General features: G+C 65.8%; 13 protein-coding genes and 1 pseudogene. 4 read left to right on the top strand and 10 right to left on the bottom strand.

Going from position 1 to position 16,884, the window contains the following annotated elements:
* Window positions 1–237: 237 nt before the first annotated feature.
* A complete protein-coding gene (locus tag XARJCFBP2528_RS11290) occupies window positions 238–855 on the top strand; it encodes an HAD-IA family hydrolase (RefSeq protein ID WP_016903016.1) in 618 nt (205 codons plus the stop codon).
* A 219-nt stretch (window positions 856–1,074) separates the two neighbouring features.
* On the opposite strand, the gene XARJCFBP2528_RS11285 is transcribed toward XARJCFBP2528_RS11290, so the two are convergent.
* Window positions 1,075–2,301 (bottom strand): acetylornithine transaminase, encoded by a 1,227-nt coding sequence (locus XARJCFBP2528_RS11285; protein ID WP_016903015.1) that lies wholly within the window; start codon window positions 2,299–2,301, stop codon window positions 1,075–1,077.
* 72 nt (window positions 2,302–2,373) lie between these two features.
* Between XARJCFBP2528_RS11285 and XARJCFBP2528_RS11280 the strand changes: the two are divergent.
* Window positions 2,374–3,245 (top strand): annotated as a pseudogene (locus XARJCFBP2528_RS11280) (ion transporter).
* 1,030 nt (window positions 3,246–4,275) lie between these two features.
* On the opposite strand, the gene XARJCFBP2528_RS11275 reads toward XARJCFBP2528_RS11280, so the two are convergent.
* From XARJCFBP2528_RS11275 to XARJCFBP2528_RS11260, 4 genes are all read right to left on the bottom strand, one after another.
* The gene (locus XARJCFBP2528_RS11275) at window positions 4,276–5,217 is read right to left on the bottom strand and encodes a YiiG family protein (RefSeq protein WP_026064440.1); all 942 of its coding nucleotides are present in this window, start codon (window positions 5,215–5,217) and stop codon (window positions 4,276–4,278) included.
* A gap of 107 nt (window positions 5,218–5,324) precedes the next feature.
* A complete protein-coding gene (locus XARJCFBP2528_RS11270) occupies window positions 5,325–6,299 on the bottom strand; it encodes a YiiG family protein (RefSeq protein ID WP_026064439.1) in 975 nt (324 codons plus the stop codon).
* A 220-nt stretch (window positions 6,300–6,519) separates the two neighbouring features.
* Complete coding sequence (locus XARJCFBP2528_RS11265) at window positions 6,520–7,335, bottom strand: SDR family oxidoreductase (protein WP_016903011.1); 816 nt, start codon at window positions 7,333–7,335, stop codon at window positions 6,520–6,522.
* 128 nt (window positions 7,336–7,463) lie between these two features.
* Window positions 7,464–8,123, bottom strand: coding sequence for a serine/threonine-protein kinase (locus tag XARJCFBP2528_RS11260; protein ID WP_016903010.1), 660 nt, complete (start codon window positions 8,121–8,123; stop codon window positions 7,464–7,466).
* A gap of 158 nt (window positions 8,124–8,281) precedes the next feature.
* Here XARJCFBP2528_RS11260 and XARJCFBP2528_RS11255 point away from each other — a divergent pair, with 158 nt between their 5' ends.
* Window positions 8,282–10,357 (top strand): bifunctional DedA family/phosphatase PAP2 family protein, encoded by a 2,076-nt coding sequence (locus XARJCFBP2528_RS11255; RefSeq protein ID WP_016903009.1) that lies wholly within the window; start codon window positions 8,282–8,284, stop codon window positions 10,355–10,357.
* A gap of 368 nt (window positions 10,358–10,725) precedes the next feature.
* On the opposite strand, the gene XARJCFBP2528_RS11250 is transcribed toward XARJCFBP2528_RS11255, so the two are convergent.
* From XARJCFBP2528_RS11250 to XARJCFBP2528_RS11235, 4 genes are all read right to left on the bottom strand, one after another.
* A complete protein-coding gene (locus XARJCFBP2528_RS11250) occupies window positions 10,726–11,610 on the bottom strand; it encodes a bestrophin family protein (protein ID WP_026064438.1) in 885 nt (294 codons plus the stop codon).
* A gap of 146 nt (window positions 11,611–11,756) precedes the next feature.
* Window positions 11,757–12,353, bottom strand: a complete 597-nt coding sequence (locus XARJCFBP2528_RS11245; protein WP_016902688.1) for an LON peptidase substrate-binding domain-containing protein — start codon at window positions 12,351–12,353, stop codon at window positions 11,757–11,759.
* A complete protein-coding gene (mpl, locus tag XARJCFBP2528_RS11240; protein WP_026064368.1) occupies window positions 12,350–13,720 on the bottom strand; it encodes a UDP-N-acetylmuramate:L-alanyl-gamma-D-glutamyl-meso-diaminopimelate ligase in 1,371 nt (456 codons plus the stop codon). Before mpl ends, XARJCFBP2528_RS11245 begins: the two co-directional genes overlap by 4 nt.
* Before the next feature lie 345 nt (window positions 13,721–14,065).
* Window positions 14,066–14,629 carry an adenylate kinase gene (locus tag XARJCFBP2528_RS11235; RefSeq protein ID WP_016902686.1) on the bottom strand — a complete coding sequence of 188 codons (564 nt, stop codon included), beginning with the start codon at window positions 14,627–14,629 and terminating at the stop codon, window positions 14,066–14,068.
* 157 nt (window positions 14,630–14,786) lie between these two features.
* On the opposite strand from XARJCFBP2528_RS11235, the gene XARJCFBP2528_RS11230 reads away from it, so the two are divergent.
* On the top strand, window positions 14,787–16,043 hold the full coding sequence (locus tag XARJCFBP2528_RS11230) for a 6-phosphofructokinase (RefSeq protein ID WP_026064367.1): 1,257 nt from the start codon (window positions 14,787–14,789) through the stop codon (window positions 16,041–16,043).
* Between the two features lie 261 nt (window positions 16,044–16,304).
* Here XARJCFBP2528_RS11230 and XARJCFBP2528_RS11225 read toward each other — a convergent pair whose 3' ends face one another.
* Window positions 16,305–16,829: a hypothetical protein gene (locus XARJCFBP2528_RS11225; RefSeq protein WP_016902684.1), complete on the bottom strand. Its 525-nt coding sequence runs from the start codon at window positions 16,827–16,829 to the stop codon at window positions 16,305–16,307.
* Window positions 16,830–16,884: the final 55 nt, after the last annotated feature.

Genomic DNA, 16,884 nt, shown 5'->3' with positions numbered 1-16,884 from the left:
CCCCAAGACCGGCTGACACCGCGGATGCGGCATGCATCGACCATACCCAGCACAGTTCCACCGCAAGTGCCGCGCGGAGGGTAGGGGCGGCGTGGGTGGGTAGGTTGCTGCCGAATTCAACGATCTGAATAGGTACTATCCCCACCCACCTGCGTGGATCCGGACATACCAGGTCTTGCACGCTTGCCATGCCGCGGCGAATCGACAACGCTGCCCCGCCACATCCCGAGTCCGCCCATGCCGCCTGCAGCACCGTCCCTGTTACTGCTCGATTTCGACGGCGTGCTGGCCAGCTATTCGCGGCCGCGCCGTGTGGCGGCGCTTGCCAATGCGGCGGCGTGCACGCCGCAACGTGTGCAACAGGTGTTGTTCGAGCAGGGCCTGGAGCGCGCCTACGACGCCGGGGTGATCGACACGCCGGCCTATCTGGCGCAGCTCAGCGACGGCCTTGGCTGCGCGATCGATCGCGCCATCTGGATCGACGCACGCGTAGCGGCATGCCGCGCCGACCCGGCGGTGCTGACGCAGGTGCTGGCGGTGGCGGCAACCACCGCGGTGGCGGTGCTCACCAACAACGGGCCATTGATGGCGGAAGCGATTGAGCGGATCGTGCCGCCGCTGTTTCCGTTATTGCAGGGCCGCGTGCTGTGTAGCGGCGCGCTCGGCGGCCGCAAGCCCGATGTGCAGGTGTATCAGCGCGCGCTTGCACAACTGGATGCTAGTGCTGCGCGCACGTTGTTTGTCGACGATCTATTCGTCAACGTCCGCGGCGCCCGCGCTGCCGGCCTGCATGCGGACACGGTGCGCGATGCGCGAGCCTTGCGGCGGGTGCTGAAGCGGTATGGGCTGGGGTGAAGAGCCGGGATTGGGGATTGGGGATTGGGGATTGGGGAATCGGGAATCGGGAATCGGGAATCGTTGAGCATCGCGAAGCACTGATCACCCTCAAGGATGACGCAAGACGCTGCTCGCAGCGTTGAACGCGTCGAAGAAACGCAACGGCCCGCGCCTCTTACCCCACCACGCTCACCGGCGCGGCACCCGCCACGACGGCGCAGAAAGCGCAGGACTCCATCACTTCTGCGCCACGTACTCGGCAATGGCCAGGTGCAGGCGTTCCAACCCATCGGCCAGCTCGGCATCGGTCAGATTCAGTGCCGGCACGAAGCGCAGCACATCCGGCCCGGCCTGCAGCAACAGCAGGCCATGCTTGGCGGCAAAATCCAGGATCGCGCCGGCCTGCCCGGCATGCGCCGGCGCCAGCACCGCGCCCAGCATCAAGCCACGTCCGCGGATCTGGGCAAACAGGCCGAACTCGGCGTTGAGCGCCTCCAGGCCGGCGCGCAGCGCCGCAGACTGACGCGCTACGTTCTCGGCGATCTGCGGCGAAGCCAGCTTGCGCAGCGCCACGCGCGCCACCGCCGCGGCCAGCGGGTTGCCGCCGAAGGTGGTGCCGTGCGCGCCGAACTGCATGGTTTCGGCCACCTTGGGGCCGGCCAACATTGCGCCGATCGGGAAGCCGCCACCCAGCGCCTTGGCCAGCGTCACGATGTCCGGCGTCACCTGCTCCTGCCAATGCGCGAACAGCGTGCCGGTACGGCCCATGCCGCACTGGATCTCGTCCAGCACCAGCAGCGCATCGTGCTGGTCGCACAGCGCACGCACGCGGCCCAGGAAGCCCGGCGCCGCCGGCATCACCCCGCCCTCGCCCTGGATCGGCTCGACCATCACCGCGGCCACATCGCCCGAGGCCATGGCCGCTTCCAGCGCGGCGACATCGTTGAAGTCCACATAGCGAAACCCGCCGGGCAGCGGTTCGTAGCCTTCCTGGTACTTGGGCTGCGCGGTGGCGGTGACCGCCGCCAGGGTGCGCCCATGGAAGCTGCCGCGGAAGGTCACGATCACGCGCTTGTCGGCCGGGCGGCCCTGACTGCTGGCCCACTTGCGCACCAGCTTGATCGCCGCTTCGTTGGCCTCGGTACCCGAATTGCACAGGAACACCTTGTGCGCGAAGCGCGAGGCGGTGACCAGCTCTTCGGCCAGCTTCAGCGGCGGTGCGCTGAAGAACACATTGCTGGTGTGCCACAGCTTGCCGGCCTGCTCGGTCAGCGCGGCCATCAGGTCCGGATCGTTGTGGCCCAGCCCGCTGACCGCGATGCCGGCGGACAGATCCACATACGCGCGGCCCTGGTCGTCCCACACGCGACTGCCCTGGCCACGCTCCAGCACCACCTGGCGCGGGCGATACACCGGCAGGTAGTAATGCGCGAGGGACAGGGGCGAATCGGCAGCGGTGCTCATGATGGTGGGTCACAGAAGCGGAGGGAGAACGCGCATTCTCGCGCATTCGCCGGCCTGCGGCACAATGCGCGGATGCGCCCCTTCTCCGATCCTCAGCTCACTCCCGCCACCGACCACGGCTGGCGCCGGCAATGGTTCGACATCATCTACCGGCACGACACCGGCCCATCGCGCACTACGACCTGATGCTGGTGGTGGCGATCCTCACCAGCGTGGTGGTGATCATGATTGACAGCGTGCCGCGCATCCATTCGCATTCGGCGCACTGGCTGGTGCCGCTGGAATGGGCGTTCACGGTCCTGTTCACCATCGAATACGCGTTGCGCCTGGCGGTGGTGCGGCGCCCGCTGCATTACGCACTGAGCGTATGGGGCGTGATCGACCTGCTCTCGATCCTGCCCAGCTATCTGTCGTTCTTCGTGCCAGGTGCGCAGACGTTGCTGGTGGTGCGCGTGCTGCGCATCCTGCGCCTGTTCCGCATCCTCAAGCTCACCCGCTACATCGAAGAAAGCGGGCAACTGGTGGACGCGCTGTGGCGCAGCCGGCGCAAGGTGCTGGTGCTCCTGTTCAGCGTGCTCACCATCACCGTGATCGCCGGCGCCACCATGTATGTGATCGAAGGCCCGCAACACGGGTTCACCAGCATCCCGACCAGCATGTACTGGGCCATCGTGACCATGGCCACCGTGGGTTTTGGCGACATGGTGCCGCAGACCACGCTGGGCCGCTTCATTACCTCGGCCCTGATCCTGATCGGCTACAGCATCATCGCCGTGCCCACCGGCATCTATACCGCCGAACTGGCCAGCACGCTGCGCGAAGGTGGCCACACCGGCAAGCGCGATACGCGCACTTGCCCACGTTGCGGGCTGGAAGGCCACGCGCCCGATGCACGCTATTGCCGCCAGTGTGCCGAGCCGCTACCGGAGATCTCCAACGGCTGAAGCGGTGCTGCGGACTTGACGCAACGCCTGCGCGCCGAGAAGGTGCCGCAGGCGGCTTTGCGGTTCCAATCGGCACACCACCAGGCTGACAGGCGCGATGCCCTTGCCGATTGTGGGACGCTTGCCGCTAGAGCCTTCAGCGACGGATTTGCGGCGTGTCCCGCGAGCGGTGAGGGCATCGCTCCGTCGACTCACCGAACTTTTGATCTGAACATCTGATCGCGCCTAAACACGGTCACGCTTCCAGGTCTTGATTTCTTTATGTGTTGTGTTTCGATGGACTTGGGTAGTGCTGATAGATCAGTCGTAAAGCGGATGATCTGTTGCTTTGCTGCAGGGCCCTTGCCCGCCCACCATCGCAGGACACGCCGCAAGTACGTCCCTGTAGGCTCTTACGCGGCATCCATGCCGCGTAAGGTCCCGCGACGGTGGGCGGGCAAGGACCCTGTCGAGATGCTCGGTGTGCACAGTGAAGAGCGGCAAGAGCAGTGCGTGATGCGCGTTGTTCGCTACTGATGCGCTGGCGTAACGTCCGATGCATGCCACGCGGCAAGCCGCTTTCAAGCGGCCACCGACCAAACTCTCCGGTGCGGCGCCCTTGCCGGTTGCGGGACCCTTGGCGGCATGGATGCCGCGAAGGAGCCTCCATGGACGGATTCACGGCGTGTCCCGCAAGCGGTGAGGGCATCGCGCTCTCGACTGACCAGGCTTTTGACTTAAGCATCTGATCACGACGAAACGACGCCAACGTTTCAAGTCTCGATTGCTTTGGGTGTCGTGCTCCGAAGGCGTGGTCAGCACGGATAGGTCAGTTGGATAGCTGCGGATCTGCGACTTTACTGCAGAGTCCTTGCCCGCCCACCATCGCAGGACACGCCGCAAGTACGTCCCTGTAGGCTCTTACGCGGCATCCATGCCGCGTAAGGTCCCGCGACGATGGGCGGGCAAGGACCTGTCGAGATAGTCGGTGTGCACGGTAAGAGCAGTGCGCGATGCGCTTACACAACGCGACAGGAGTGCCTGCACAGCATCAATGCGACATGCGGTTGCTCATGTCGATCAGATCGTTGTAGCTGGCGAGCACGGCCTGGCGGGTGCCGCCCGGCGGCATGGAGCCGCTCTCCAGCAGCATCTGCTCGCTCTGGTTCAATGGTGTCTTGGTGCGGATACGTTCGACCAGTCGCCCGGACTCGCGCGCCAGCTTGTCGGCGGAGCGTTCCATGTGGCCCCACATCGCATCGCCCTGGCCGACCTTGGCTTTCTGCGCCTCTTCCAGAATGCCTTGGTAACGCGCGAGCTGGGACTGCGCTGCGGCAAGATCCGGCGTATCGCTGTCGAGCACCTGCACCAGCTGCTTGCCTTCGCCGATGATCTTCAGGTGATACCAGGAGGCGCTGCGACCTTCTTCCTTTTCGATCGCATCGATCTGCGCCTGGCGACGCATGTCTTCGTTACGTTCGAGTGCGGCATTCATGGCTTCACCGGCTTCGAAGAAGGCCTGATAGGCCTGCATCAGCGGCGCGTGCAGCGCCTTCATGCCCTTGCCGTCGTCGCGCAGATAATCCTCGCGGTCGTAGTAGCGCACCGCTTCGCCGATACGCTCGTTGAGTGCGGTGAACCGTTCCTGATAGGTCTTGGCCACCGGATCGAGCTCGGGGTTGGCCGGTGTTTGCGCCAGCGCCGCAGTCATCGGCGCACCACATTCGTCCACGTGATGCGACAGCACCGTGCCCGGTGCATGGATACCGCTTTCCTTGCCGGTCGGGCCAGCCTCGGGGTCCTGCATCCACTCGACATATTGCTGGTAGCTCTCATGGATCGGCTGCTCGACGCCGTTGAAGCACGTGATGTAGGCATTGATCTTGTCGGCGCCTTCCACTGCGGCGGCGGGTGCGTCTTTCTGGCAGCCGGCAAGCAGCGCGGCGAAAGCCATCGCCGCGGTGAGCGGCGCATAACGAAGTCGAAGGGTCATCTTGGGTTCCAGTGATGGGTTGAACGAGGTGGCTGCCGCAGCGTGCGGCCGAATGACATCTGGCGCGGCGCACCCTCGGCACGCGCGCGGCGGGTGCAGCGCGGCAATTACTGACGATTGCTTTCGAACACCAGCGCGTTGTACGTGTTGAGCAACTCGCGTGGCGAACCCTCCGGCGCCAGCGAGGGGTTATCCAGCCAGCCCTGTTCCATCTTGCTATAGGGCGTTCTTTCGACCACGCGTTTCACCCGCGCCTTGGCTTGTCTGCGGAAGGTCTCCGCAGCGGTCTCGAAGCTATTCCAGTCCAGCTTGCCCGGTTCCTGATCGGCCACCTTGGCATGCCCCTCGTCGGAGAGGCGGTTGAAGCCGTCCAGCAGCGTATTGACCCGTGGCACGTCGAACTGCTCCTGTTCCAGCGCATCGGCGATCTCCTTGGCGTCGAGCATCATCGCCAGCCGGTAGTATTCGCGCGTGCGGCCCTCGCCCTGCTCCAGCATCTTGAGTTTTTCGCGTTGCGCCGCGTCGTTTTGGGTGTCAAGTTCGGCGCTGAAGGCGGTGCTGGCATCGGCATAGGTGGCCAGCACCTCCATCAGCTCCGGGTGCAGCTGCTTGCCCTTGGCGAACTGGTCGTCTTCGTAGTCCTGACGCGTGTAGTAGTCGGCTACCGCGTGACTGATCGGCTGCAGCGCCTTCAATGCCGCGCGGTAGTCGCGTGCCGCCTTGTCCAATGCAGGCAGCGACGGGTTCGCCGCAGCGGCCGCGTTGACCGGCGCATCGCACTGCTTCATGTCGTAGGCGTCGATATCGTACGGACCGGTCATGCCGGATTCGCGACCGGTCGGGCCGGCGAATGGGTCCTGCATCCAGCCGGTGTATTGCCTGGCGCCGGCGTGCACCTTCGCATCGATGCGGTTGAAGCAGTCGATGTAGGCGCCGAGCTTTGCGGTCACGCCTTGCAGGGAGTCCGGCTGTTTTTCACTCGTCTTGGCATCGCTTGCAGGCGGCGGCGACTTGCCGCCGCAAGCGGCCACCAGGACGGACACGGACGCCGCCAGAACGACTACACGGAACATCGAAGCCACGCGCTGTACATCCCTGTTGGAAACGGTTTCAGCCGCGCACGATAGCAAACACGACTGTGAATTCCCTGTGCTCACGCCCGGGCGCCGACGGCCTGGATTGCACGCCGGGGCGTGGCCGCTGGGGTCCGCCGTATCGATTTTTTCGAATCGCGCTGGCCGCATGCGCCGCTGACGGCGTACCCATACCAGGCCGGCTGCGCGCGCGGGCCGTTGGCCGCGCTCAGTCGAGAAACAGGTCCGGCAACAACGCGCGCGACGGGTCGACCGCGTAGCCGCTCAGGTCGGTGACGCCGGCCTCGGCCAGCACTTGGTCGTCGATCAGGAACTGGCCATGAAATCCCGCCGCCTGGCGCGTCAGCACCGCATGTGCCGCGTCGGCCATGATCTCCGGCCGGCGACACGCGGCCGCATCCACGCCATCGATCATGTTGATCGCATCGGTGGCGATCACGGTGCGCGGCCATAGCGCATTGATCGCCACGCCTTGCGGGCCGAACTCGGCTGCCAGCCCCAGCGTCACCAGGCTCATGCCCATCTTGGCCAGCGTGTAGCCGGTATGCGCGCCCCACCACGCCGGGTTCAAGGACGGTGGCGGCGCCAGCGTGAGGATGTGCGGATTGGGCGCCTGCAACAGATGCGGCAGGCACGCCTGCGCGCACAGAAAACTGCCACGCGCGTTGACCTGCTGCATCAGGTCGAAGCGCTTCATCGGCGTCTCCAGCGCACCACGCAACCAGATCGCACTGGCGTTGTTGACCAGGATATCGATGCCGCCAAACGCATCGACCGTGGCGGCCACCGCCGCACGCACCTGCGCTTCGTCGCGGATATCGCACTTGAGCGCCAGCGCCTGCCCACCGGCCGCAGTCACCGCCGCGGCCGCGCTGTGGATGGTGCCGGGCAACTTGGGATTGGCCACTGCCGATTTGGCCGCAATCGCCACATTTGCCCCTTCCCGCGCCGCCCGCAACGCAATCGCCAGGCCGATCCCGCGCGAGGCACCGGTGATGAAGAGGGTTTTGCCGTTTAAGGTCATGGGAATTGGGAATCGAGAATGGGGAATCGCAAAAGCTTAGCCCCTTGAACGTTCAGTAGCCGACGAACGATCAGCTGCCGCGATGTGCTCTAACGATTCCCTACTCCCGATTCTCGATTCCCCGCCCCTCAAGGCCTCGGCCCCCGCCCCTCGTTGTCTTCCCAATGCAGCACGCGGCGGGTCACGAAGCGGTAGACCGGCTTGCCGGTGGCGAACCACAGCTTGCGGACCCAGGAGGTGCGCTTGAGCACGCGGCGTTCCACCGGGGTGATCGCGGCCGGGCAATACATGCGCTTGTGCTTGAGCAGGTGCCGCAGATCTTCGCGTGCAAGCAGACGCATCCAGGGCGCGCGCGGATTGCCGCGTACCGCCAGCTGGAAATCGATCACCGCCGGGCTGCCGTCGTCCTGCACCAGCCAGTTGGCTTCCTTGGCCAGATCGTTGTGCGCCACCCCGCGGCGGTGCAGTTGCTGCAACAACCTGCGCGCGCGGCGGAAGTAGGCCAGATCGCCGCGCGGCGGGCGCTGGTACATCGCGTCGCCGGCCAGATAGCTGCGGTCCAGATGGCGTCCGTCCCAGTGCAACAGACGCGGTGTCCGCGCCAGGCCATCGAGCTGGCGCAGGGCCAGGGCTTCGCGTCGCGCCAGCCACCAGGCCACCCCGCGCAGCAGCCATGGCGCCGCGCTCAGGTCACGCCGCACAAACAGGCGATCGGCGTCGCGGATCAGCAGGATGCGCCCGAAGGTATCGGACTTCAGCGGCAGGTTGCCGGCGGGTTCGTCACTCATCCCCCATTGTAGGCGGGGCGCCTGCATCGCCACAGCGGGCGTTGCCTGCGGTCAAGCTCGCGTGCGCTCTGATCCGCCCGCAACCCGAGGTGAAGCGGACCGAGCGATGTGACGAGGGCGCAAGTCACCTCGTCGCCATGCCCACCTATAATCGCGGGATGAATTCATGGATCGACGCCACGCTGGAGTGGATCGGACACCACCCCACCCTGGCTGGCGTGGTGATCTTTGCCATCGCATTTTCCGATGCGGTGATCGTGCTTGGCGCCATCGTGCCGGCGCTGCCGTTGCTGTTCGCCATCGGCGTGCTGATCGGGCTGGGTCAGATCAACGGGCCGTATGCGGTGGCCTGCGCCACCCTGGGCGCCTTCATCGGCGATGCGCTCAGTTTCTGGGTCGGCCATCGTTGGGGCCACCAGTTGCACACCTACTGGCCGTTTCGCCGTTACCCGCAACTGCTGGAGCGTGGCGAGCTGCTGTTCCGGCGCAATGCCTTCAAGAGCATCCTGATCGCACGTTACGTGGGCGCGGTGCGGCCATTCGTGCCGGCCATCGCCGGCATGTCGCACATGCCGTTCAAACGCTATCTGATCGCCAGCGGCCTGGCCTGCATCTCGTGGGCGCTGCTGTTCCTGGTGCCCGGCTGGGTGCTGGGCACCGCCTACGACGCGGTGGCCGCGGTCGCCGGCCGCCTGTTCGTGGTGGTCGCCTTGCTGGCCGCAGTGATCGGCCTGGCCTGGGCGATGGTGCTGTACTCGTACCGCTGGTCGGCCGGCCATCTGGACGCCTTGCTGGCGCGCCTGCTGGAGTGGTCGCATCGGCATCCGGTGCTGGGCAACTGGTCGGTGAGCGTATTCGACCCGCGCCGTCGCGAGTCGGTACCGCTGGCGATGATGGCGTTGATGCTGTTGCTGCTGGGCTGGGGCTGGTTCGTGTTGCTGATGGTGGTGCTGGCGCATGGCGAGCCGCTGCGCGTGGACCTGGCCGTGCACGACCTGATGCTGGCGCTGCGCAACCCGCTGGCCGACTACCCGATGGTGGCGCTGGCGTCGCTGGGCGACTGGCAGGTGCTGCTGCCGGCGATTGCGGCGGCGATGGGCTATCTGGCCTGGCGGCGCCGCTGGATGGCGGTGGCGCACTGGGTGATCGCGCTGGCCTTCGGCCTGGCATTGACCCAGTTGCTGGGCGCCACCGTGCAGGTCGTACGCCCGCCTGCGGCCAGCAACGGTTTCGGGTTTCCGTCGGTAGCGGTCACCATGGCCACGATCGGCTTTGGCTTCTTCGCGCTGCTGATCGCGCGCGAGCTGCCGGGCCGGCGCCGGGTATGGCCGTACCTGGTCAGCGGCGCGATCGTGTCGCTGATCGGCTTCGCGCGCCTGTATCTGGGCGCGCACTGGCTCAGCGACGTGGTCGGCGGCATGCTGTTCGGCATCTTCTGGCTGCTGGTGCTGGGCATCGCCTATCGCCGTCGCGCCACCCGCGCGTTCTGGGTCAAGCCGGTCTCGTGGATCTTCTACGGCGTTTTCCTGACCTGCGCGGTCGTGTTCGCGCCGCGCAACCTGGGCACCAAGCTGGCCAGGTTCGAACCGCCGCCGCCGTTGCTGATGGAGTTGCCCGCCAGCGACTGGTGGAATGGCCAGTGGCGCCTGCTGCCCGCACGCCGCAACGAATTCGACGACGACCAGCGCTGGCCGCTGGACGTGCAACTGGCCGGCCCGCTGGCACCGCTGCAGCGTCAGCTGGAAGCACGCGGCTGGCGGGTGCAACCGCAAGCCGGCTGGGAACAGGCGCTGCATCTGCTGGATGTCAGCGGCCGCCCGGACGAGGTGCCGATCCTGCCGGCCACGCTGGACACGCAGGTCGAAGCCCTGCTGATGGTGCGTCATGCTGCGCCCGGCCACGTGCATGTGTTGCGCCTGTGGCCAGCGGCCGCACGCCTGCAGCCCGGCGCGCAACCGTTATGGGTGGGCAGCACGCAGACGCTGCGCTACAGCCGCCACTTCAGCCTGATCGGCCTGTGGTATCCGCTGCGTGGGGTCGACCCGGCACTGAGCGCCTTGCGCCAGGCACTGGACCCGTTGCCGTATCGCCTGGAACAGCGCCGCCGCTCGCAGGTGCCGGTGATCCTGATCGACAGCACGTCGGGAAATGCGCTGCGGCGAGAGGACGAAGACAACGCTGCACCGCAGACGGACACCACGGCATCCGATCCAGCTGCATCGGGTCCGTCATAACAGCGCCGTTGATCGATCGGGCAACAGCGATCGGTCAACGAACGCGTTGTCCTGTAGATAAGAACTGCCAATAAAACTTCTTGAACGCTGTACCGATGGCGGCAACGTGTCCGCATCGCGTGGATGCAGCCGAATGTCTAGGCCACCAGCCTGGTTGGTCGAGCGCGCGGCGTCCTCACCGCTCGCGGGACACGCCGTGCATCGGTCCGTGGAGGCTCGGTGGCAGCATCCCGCGACGATGGGCGGGCAAGGGCCCCTGTAGCTAGGCCGCAGATCAGCCGCTCTGCAACCGACGCATCCGCAGCGTTCGATTACGCTTCAGCGCCGTTTGGATACGTACAAACCGCTTCGGTGCAGGCGCAATGCACTCACCACAGCACGCCATCCACTGGCTGCATCGGCTCGGGCGCCTGTTCGCCGATGGCCTGCAGCGCGTCGATTTCCACCGTGCGGCACATGCTGTCCAGCGGCAGGTCGTGGATGGTATTGGCGAACGGGTCGACCAACTCGTCGCCGATCTTGAGCACCGCCAGGAACATCAGGCCCGCCACCGTCGACCCCACCGGCGTTGCGTATTGCAGCGTCTCCACCAGGCCGATCGGCAGCAAGACGCAGAACAGCCGCGTAAACAGGTTCGGATAGAAGCGGTATTGATACGGCAACGGCGTATTTTTCAGCCGTTCCATGCCGCCCTGCGCGTTGGCGATATCCACCAGGATGCGCTCGACACTGGCTTGTTGAATGCTGTCGATCCAGCCATCGCGACGCGCCTGTTCGACGCTGCGCCCGGTGGTGTCGAGCAGGCCATTGGCGACATTGGTGCGCGTGATCACCGCGGCCACTTCGTCGGCATGCAAACGCGGCTCCAGCGCCATCGCCACCGGAAGCCGGCGCAGCTGGCAGCGCAACACATTGACGTAGGCGATCTGGCGCAGCGCGATGGTGCGGCCCAGCGCTGCCGCCTCCGGTGCGGACAGGATGCTGATGCTCAGGCGGACCAGATTGCGCGATGCATTGATCATCTGGCCCCACAGCACACGCCCTTCCCACCAGCGCTGATAGGTCGAGTTGGCGCGAAAGCCCAGGAACAACGCCAGCGCCGAACCGAAGATGGTCAACGGCAACGCAGGCGCGCGGAACGGCAGCACGTAGTAGATGATCGTGATCAACACGTCCCACACGAACAACACCGCCAGGGTCCGCCAGACCTGACTGAACACATCCGCCACACGCGGTTTGACATCGATGATCAAGGCACACTCCGTGGATCGAAAACGAGTGACGCCCATGCGCGCATCCACTGCATGGATGCCATCGTGAGCGCACTCAAGCGTGGCGAGTGTGCCGTTGCAAGGGTGCAAGCGCGGTGATGGGTCACGCGCGCGCCTGCCTCACCGCGTCACGGCATCCAGGCCAGCAACTGGTCCAGGCGCCGATGCGGATCGTCCAGCTGCAACAGCGACAGACGCTGCTGCTCGGTCAGCGGCAGCAGTTCGGCCAGACGCCAGCCGACCCATGCCGCCTGGTCCAGCAGCTCCGGCCCGGCAGAGGCGAATTCACCGCCGACTTGTTCGAGCATGCGCTCGAGCACGGTTGCCAGCAGGCCATGCTCGGGCCGCAGTTCGTCGTCGCTGTCGGGCTCGCACCAACTCACCTCGCCAACCACCAACCCGTTGTCGCGGATGCGCGAGCGCTGCACACGGAAGCGACGCGTGCCACGCAGGCGCAGCACCAACACGCCGTCGGCACCGACATCGAAATCCTCGATACGCACTTCGGTGCCGAACGCAGCCGGTGTTGCCGGCACGCCGACTTCGGTGCCATCCAGGATCAGGCACACACCGAAACTACTGCCGGTGCGGCCGCTCTCGCGCACCAGATCCAGATAGCGGCGTTCGAACACGCGCAAGCCCATTGCCGCACCCGGCAACAGCACGTTGTGCAGCGGAAACAGCGGCAAGGCGCTGGTGTCGGCGGTGGTCGTGAGGCCGGTCATCGGGACAATTGCGCCAGGAAGCGACGCGGCGCGCCATCGAAACCGCCATTGGACATGAACACCACATGGTCGCCCGGCTGCGCAATCTCGCCCAGTGTCTGCAGCAACGCCTCCACGTCATGCGCCACGTGCGCGTCACCGCGCACCTGCGCGATGATCGGTGCGGCATCCCAGGCCAGTTCGGGGCGATGCAGAAACACCACCGCATCGGCATCGCGCAACGACGGCGCCAACGCCTGCGCATGTGCGCCCAGCCGCATCGAATTGCTGCGCGGCTCCATTGCCACCAGCACGCGCGCCGCACCAACCTTCGCACGCAAGCCCTGCAAGGTGGTCGCAATCGCAGTGGGGTGATGGGCGAAGTCGTCGTACACGGTGATCTCGCGCGCCTGCCCCAACAGCTCCAGCCGCCGTTTGACGCTTTGAAAGCGCGCCAGCGCCGGCATCACCGTCGCCGGATCCACGCCCACCGCATGCACGGCGGCCAGTGCCGCCAATCCATTGAGCACGTTATGCCGCCCGACCAGCGGCCACTGCACCTGGCCGATCTCCAGCCCACGCTGCAACACCGCGAACGCACTGCCGTCGGCGGCGATCAAGCGGGCGCTCCACTCGAGAGAGGCATCGAAACCGAAGCGCTCCACCGGCGTCCAGCAGCCCATCGCCAGCACCTCGGCCAGGCGCGCATCCTCGCCGTTGACGATCAGCCGCCCGCGCGCCGGCACCGTGCGTACCAGATGATGGAACTGGCGCTGGATCGCGGCCACGTCCGGAAAGATGTCGGCGTGGTCGTACTCGAGGTTGTTGAGGATCGCCACCAGCGGCCGGTAGTGCACGAACTTGCTGCGCTTGTCGAAGAACGCGGTGTCGTATTCGTCGGCTTCCACCACGAATTCGCGTCCCTGGCCCAGCCGCGCCGATACGCCGAAATCTTCGGCCACGCCACCGATCAGAAAGCCCGGCGCGCGCCCAGCGGCCTCCAGCAGATAGCTCAGGATCGTGGTGGTGGTGGTCTTGCCGTGGGTGCCGGCCACGGCCAGGGTGTCGCGGCTCGGCAGCACCTGCTCGGCCAGCCACTGCGCACCGGAGCTGTAGCGACGGCCGGCATCGAGCACCGCTTCCACCGCCGGGTTGCCGCGCGACAAGGCATTGCCGATGACGACATCGCTGGCATCGGCCGAAATATTGGACGGCGCGTAGCCCTGTGCCAGCGCGATGCCGAGGGTTTCCAACTGCGTGGACATCGGCGGATAGATGGCCTGGTCGCTGCCCTCTACCTGCCAGCCCAGCTCGCGCGCAAGGGCGGCGACACCGCCCATGAAAGTCCCGGCGATGCCGAGGATGTGGAGTTTGGTCATGGAACGCATTGTCGCCGATCGCCGGAGTTGCCGGCCATTCCACCTCGCTGCGGAGCGCAGTGTCAGGAAACACCTACCGTACTGTCGGGAATTTCCCGATATGCGAACTGCGTCACATCCATCACTATGCTGAACGCCAGTCGCAGCACCCCTTTGGTCCTACTCCCCAAGAGGCCAAATCCCCAGGGAGCTCATGCTGTGGGGCTCTGAGCAAGCTCATTACTGGCGTTATTCTGCCCCGGGCGTCTTGTACGTCCGGGGTTTTTCTTTTGTGCAATCAATGCGTTGCGCGAGCCGCGCCAGCTGCCAGCACGCGGCGGGTGGACCGGGCGCCCTGCCCGGCCCACAACCGGCTCAGCGACCGAGCGCGGTGCCGATACGCTGCAGCACGTCATCCAGCGAGCCCACGCCGTCCACGCGTGCCAGCTTGCCGCGCTGCTCGTAAAAACCGATCACCGGTGCCGTGGAGTCGGTATAGACCTGCAGGCGCTTGCGCACCGACTCGGGATTGTCGTCTTCGCGGCCCTCGGCCTTGGCGCGGCCGGCGATGCGCTCGACCAGCAATTCGCTGGCCACATCCAGCTGCACCACCGCATCCAGCGGCTGACCGATCTTGCCGAGCAGGTCGTCCAGCGCATTGGCCTGCGCCACGTTGCGCGGATAGCCGTCGAGGATGAAACCCTTGGCGACATCGGCCTGACCGAGCCGCGCCTCCAGCATGCCGAGCAGGATCTCGTCGGAGACCAGATCACCGCGTGCCATCACTTCCTTGGCCTTCAGGCCCAGCGGCGAGCCGGCGGCCACTTCGGCACGCAGCAGATCGCCGGTGGAAATATGCGGGATCTCAAACTTGTCTTTGAGACGTGTCGCCTGGGTACCCTTGCCCGAACCGGGCGGTCCCAACAGAACCAATCGCATCAGTGGACTCCACTTTCGAATAAAAACGCGTTGCGGTGGGCGGCGTTAGACTCAGGTCTTCGCCAGCGCTGACCATATGGTCGTGCAGCTTACCGCATCCGGGGAATGTCCCGGCACTGTCCCCTGCGCCATGTCCCATCGAGGAGCCCGCCCCCCTATGTCTACTGGCAACTTGCTATATGCCCAATCCGGCGGCGTCACTGCCGTCATCAACGCCACCGCCGCCGGCGTGATCACCGAGGCGCGCGCACGCAAGATCAAGGTGCTGGCCGCACGCAACGGCATCCTGGGCGCATTGCGCGAGGAGCTGATCGACACCTCAAAGGAGTCCGCCGCCACGATCGCCGCACTGGCGCAGACCCCGGGTGGCGCGTTCGGCTCGTGCCGCTACAAGCTCAAATCGCTGGAAGAAGACAGCGCCAAGTACGAGCGCCTGCTCGATGTGCTGCGTGCGCATGACGTGCGCTGGTTCCTCTACAACGGCGGCAACGACTCGGCCGATACCGCCTGGAAGGTCTCGCAGCTGGCCAAGGCCTATGGCTACCCGCTGCACTGCATCGGCGTGCCCAAGACCATCGACAACGATCTGGCGGTGACCGATACCTGCCCCGGCTTCGGCTCGGCGGCCAAATACACCGCAGTGTCGGTGCGCGAGGCCGCACTGGATGTCGCCGCCATGGCCGACACCTCGACCAAGGTCTTCATCTACGAGGCGATGGGACGCCACGCCGGCTGGCTGGCCGCTGCCGCAGGCCTGGCCGGCCAGGGCCCGGACGACGCGCCGCAGATCATCCTGCTGCCCGAGCGGGCCTACGACCAGGCCGCGTTTCTGGCCAAGGTCAAGCAGGTGGTGGAAAAGGTCGGCTGGTGCGTGGTCGTGGCCAGCGAAGGCATCCAGGACGCACACGGCAGCTTCGTCGCCGATGCCGGCGGCGCGGCCGATTCGTTCGGCCATGCGCAACTGGGCGGCGTTGCCTCGTTTCTCGCTGCGCAGGTCAAGCAGGAACTCGGCTACAAGGTGCACTGGACCCTGCCCGATTACCTGCAGCGTTCCGCGCGCCATCTGGCGTCCAAGACCGACTGGGAACAGGCACAGGCGGTCGGCAAGGCCGCGGTGCAATACGCACTCAAGGGCATGAACGCGGTGATCCCGGTGATCGAACGCGTCAGCGACGCGCCGTACCGCTGGAAGATCGTGCCGGCCCCGCTGCACAAGGTGGCCAACCACGAAAAGAAGATGCCGCCCAGCTTCCTGCGCAAGGACGGCTTCGGCATCACCAAGCGCGCCCGCCGTTATTTCGCCCCGTTGATCAAGGGCGAAGCGCCGCTGGCCTACGGCAGCGACGGGTTGCCGAAGTATGTGACGCTGAAGAACGTGGCAGTGGCGAAAAAACTGCCGACGTGGGCGGGATGAACGTCGGCGTGGGCGATCGGAAGGGGTAATGGACACTGCACGCCCATACGCCCGCTCGCACATCTGCCTCCGTGCTCATGCACCGCGACACGGGATGCGGCCATCGATACAGCGCTTACCTTCATCGTCCAGTTTTTTTGCGGCACTGATCGATGGATGCGCCGCTGCGACGGTAGATCGCGGTCTTGCGAAGCGTCATATAAACAACCCCGGCCTGGCCGGGGTTTGTCGTCGATAGCGTGACTGAAGCGAACGCCTGCGTTACTGACAGGCCTTGCCTTCCATCGTCTGCTGCGCAGCAAACATCGGCACCTGCGGAATCTTTCCGGCGGCAGCCTGTTGCTTGGCGTCTTCCAGGTAGATGCGCGACTGGCCTTGCCCGTCGAGCTGCGGCTTGGCATCCACCGGTTTGCGCCAGATGCGCACCACCGCCTGCTGCGCGGGGCAGGCCGCGCTGGGGACGCGGATCACGTCGTTGTAGATCCAGCCCGATGCGACGCTGGGCGTGGCCTTGGCGTAATCCACGAAGCGGGCGCGTGGCTGGCAGGTGGGACTGCTGCGCACCACCGACAAGGTATACGGCTGTGCAGCATTGCCGGTGAACACGCCTTCCAGGCGCGCACAGGCTTCGGGAATCTGGCGCAGGGTGTGCACGGCGCCGACCGCTTGCGCGGTGCCGGCCGGGCGCTGTTTCAATTCGGGTGTCGGTTCGGCAGCGAGCGCATGGGCGCTGAGCAGTACTGCAGCGATCGTCACGGCATATTTTGATGCGGCATGGTTCGACATAGTCACTCCTGGATCGGCTCGATCACGTTGGCCGCAGGCTGTCATGCCGCGACTG

The sequence above is a fragment of the Xanthomonas arboricola pv. juglandis genome (assembly GCF_001013475.1).
GTDB lineage: Bacteria > Pseudomonadota > Gammaproteobacteria > Xanthomonadales > Xanthomonadaceae > Xanthomonas > Xanthomonas arboricola.
The sequence above is the reverse complement of the archived record's forward strand: the minus strand, read 5'-3'. Positions and strand labels throughout refer to the sequence as shown.